Raw genomic sequence first — 2,735 nt, 5'->3', positions numbered from 1 at the left:
GCCGGTGAGCACCAGCTCGTCCATCGGCAGACTCATGTCCTCGGGCAGCACTTCCACGCGCATGCCGATCTTGGGCGAGCCGAACACGTCGATTTTGTAGGCCATGGCGATGTCCCAGGCCGGGGTGATTTCCTCGGCGACGGTCCATTGCGCGGTCAGGTCGATCACCGGAAGACCGTCGGAGATGCCCAGCCAGCGGGCGAGAATGCCGGCCACCGTGCCGGCCTTCACGTCCCGCCCGGGTACGTCGAGATCTTCGGTCGCGTGGGCGAATTCCACCTCGCAGCGGATGTCGTCCAGCGGGTGGTTGAGGGCGTGGGCCACGGCCTCCACGGCATCGCCGAAGGGCAGGGTGGCCTGCTCGATTGCCTGGCCGTGGCCGGCATCACCGGCCGGGCGGCCCCAGCCCAGCGCGTCCTGGTTGGCGTCCTCGGCCCACAGGCCGATGTTGAAGGACTCGACCACGCGGATCTGGTTCACCTCCTGACACATGCTGGTGGCGGTGCAGACGAGGTTGTCGACCCAGCCCGGGTTGATGCCGCTGCCGAACAGGCTGGCGCTGCCGGCTTCGGCCGCGGCCTGCAAGGTCTCGCGGGCGGCTTGCCCGTAGCCGCGTCCGGTCAGGAAGCTGGCCGTGGTGGCGATGTTGACGCCGGCGCGGAGGATCGTCGCCATCTGCTCCACGTCCGGGTGCAGCGGCATGTAGACCACGCAGTCGGGCTTCAGCGCGAGCAGGGCGTCGAGGTCGTTGGTGGCCTTGACGCCGATGTCGCGGCCCAGTCCGGCCAGTTCGCCGACATCCTTGCCGACCTTGCTTTCGCTGAACGCGTACAGGCCGACCAGTTCGAGATTCGGGCGGTCCAGAATCGCCTTGATCGATGCGCAGGCGACCTTGCCGGTGGTCCATTGCACGAGCCGGATCGGTCGGGTTTCGCTGTTCATCGTGTCTCCATTGTTGTTGTCGTGTTTGTTATGAGTGCCGGTCAGTCCGGTGGCCGCGCGAGCAGACGCCTGGGCAGCCGGACCGACAGGATTGGCGTGACGAGATCCAGGCGCAGGCGCGTGAGCCGGGAGCTGGCGATGCGCCAGCCGGCGTCGCTCAGGCGGTAGGTTTCGCGGTAGTGGCCGTAACCACGCATGGAGAGCCCTGGCGCGAAGCGCACGACATCCTCCATCGCCCAGATGCCGGTCGCGGTGGTTTCCGAGGTCAGCGTGAGTTCCGGCGCGTGCACCTGGTGCACGGTGATCCGCGATGGTTTGCCCAGCATGACGCGCACGAACGCGACGAAGGCATCGGCGCCTTCGATGCGCTTGCCGCCGGAGTCGGTGGTGTCACCCACGAAGTCATCGGTGAACAGCTCACGCCAGGCGCTCCAGTCCTTGGCGTCGAGCAGCCGGCAGTAGCGGGCCTTGAGCTGCTGGAGTTGGTCGCTGGTGGCGAAATCCATGTCGCGCCGGGCTCAGCGGCCCTTCCACGCCGGCTGGCGTTTTTCGGAAAAGGCCAGCGGTCCTTCCTGGGCGTCTTGACTGAGATAGCAGGCTTCCGAGGCATGCCGCGCGGCCTTCAGAGCCGCCGCCCGACCCATCTCGGTGGCCAGCATCACGGTCTCGCGACCGGCCCGGACCGAGAGCGGCGCGGCATCGAGTACCTCCCGGGCCAGCGTCAGCGCCGTGTTCATCAGGTTCTTCGGTGATGACAGCCGATTGACCAGGCCGATTTCGTAGGCGCGCTGCGCGGTGATCGGCTTACCGGTGAGAATGATCTCCATCATGATCCGCTGCGGAATCATGTGGATCAGCGGCGCCGCCCAGGGCGAGCTGCGGCCGACCTTGACCTCGGTGATCGCGAACCGGGCCTCGGTGCTGGCTACGCAGAGATCGCAGGCCTGGGCGATCATCCAGCCGCCGGCGTAGGCCGCGCCGTTGACCGCGGCGATGGTCGGCTTGGTCAGTTCGATGTTGTCGCCCGGCACCGGAAACATGTCGCGCGGTGGCACCTGAAGCTGGCGCTCCACCATTTCCTTGAGATCGCCGCCGGCGCAGAAGGCCTGGTCACCGGTGCCGGTGAGAATCGCGACGCGAAGGGCATCATCCCGTTCGAAGCGATCCCAGGCGGTGAACAGACCCTGGCGCACCTCCAGGCTCAGGGCGTTGCGGGTGTCCGGCCGGTTGATCGTGATGACGGCGATACCGTCCTTGCGTGCTTCGAACAGAACGGCCGGATCCATTAGTACCCTCGTTGCTGGATGGAATGCGCGGCCCGATCCAGGTCTTCGCGGAAGTCCGGATGCGCGATGGCGATCAGCCGCCGCGTGCGCTCCGCCAGGGTCTGGCCCTTGAGTTCGGCCGCGCCGAATTCGGTGACGATGACGTCCACCTCGCTGCGGGCGGTGGTCACCGGGCCGGACAGCGTGGGCGTGATTCGGCTGAGGTTGCCGCCCTTGGCGGTGGCGGGCAGGGCGATGATCGAATGCCCGCCGGGCGAGCGGGCGCCGGCGCGAACGTAGTCCACCTGACCGCCGGTGCCACCGAAATAGCGGTCACCGCTTTGCTCGGCGTTGACCTGCCCGGTGAGGTCGATCTCGACCGCGGAATTGATCGTCACCAGCTTGTCGAGTTTCGCCAGCACCGCGGCGTCGTGGGTGTAGTCGGCGCGACGCAGGCCAAGCTGCGGGTTGCGATCGGCGAAGGCGTACAGGCGCCGGGTGCCGATCAGCGCGCCGGTGATCGACACG

At 67.4% G+C, this 2,735-nt stretch carries 4 protein-coding genes; all 4 read right to left on the bottom strand.

The window, feature by feature from the left end; translation table 11 throughout:
* On the bottom strand, nt 1-942 hold a 942-nt coding region (locus ABNS06_RS15430), incomplete at its 3' end, for a hypothetical protein (RefSeq protein ID WP_348675489.1).
* A 41-nt stretch (nt 943-983) separates the two neighbouring features.
* A complete protein-coding gene (locus ABNS06_RS15425; protein ID WP_348675488.1) occupies nt 984-1,448 on the bottom strand; it encodes a nuclear transport factor 2 family protein in 465 nt (154 codons plus the stop codon).
* Nucleotides 1,449-1,460: 12 nt separating this feature from the next.
* The gene (locus ABNS06_RS15420; protein ID WP_348675487.1) at nt 1,461-2,228 is read right to left on the bottom strand and encodes an enoyl-CoA hydratase-related protein; all 768 of its coding nucleotides are present in this window, start codon (nt 2,226-2,228) and stop codon (nt 1,461-1,463) included.
* A partial coding sequence (locus ABNS06_RS15415) for an acetyl-CoA hydrolase/transferase C-terminal domain-containing protein (protein WP_348675486.1) occupies nt 2,228-2,735 on the bottom strand: 508 nt, incomplete at its 5' end. The genes ABNS06_RS15420 and ABNS06_RS15415, both read right to left, overlap by 1 nt.

It is taken from the genome of uncultured Abyssibacter sp. (assembly GCF_964000955.1).
Classification (GTDB): domain Bacteria; phylum Pseudomonadota; class Gammaproteobacteria; order Nevskiales; family OUC007; genus Abyssibacter.
The sequence above is the reverse complement of the archived record's forward strand: the minus strand, read 5'-3'. Positions and strand labels throughout refer to the sequence as shown.

Coding starts and splice junctions, on each gene's coding strand:
- ABNS06_RS15425 (WP_348675488.1), bottom strand. CDS start 1,448: ATGGATTTCGCCACCAGCGACCAACTCCAGCAGCTCAAGGCCCGCTAC.
- ABNS06_RS15420 (WP_348675487.1), bottom strand. CDS start 2,228: ATGGATCCGGCCGTTCTGTTCGAAGCACGCAAGGACGGTATCGCCGTC.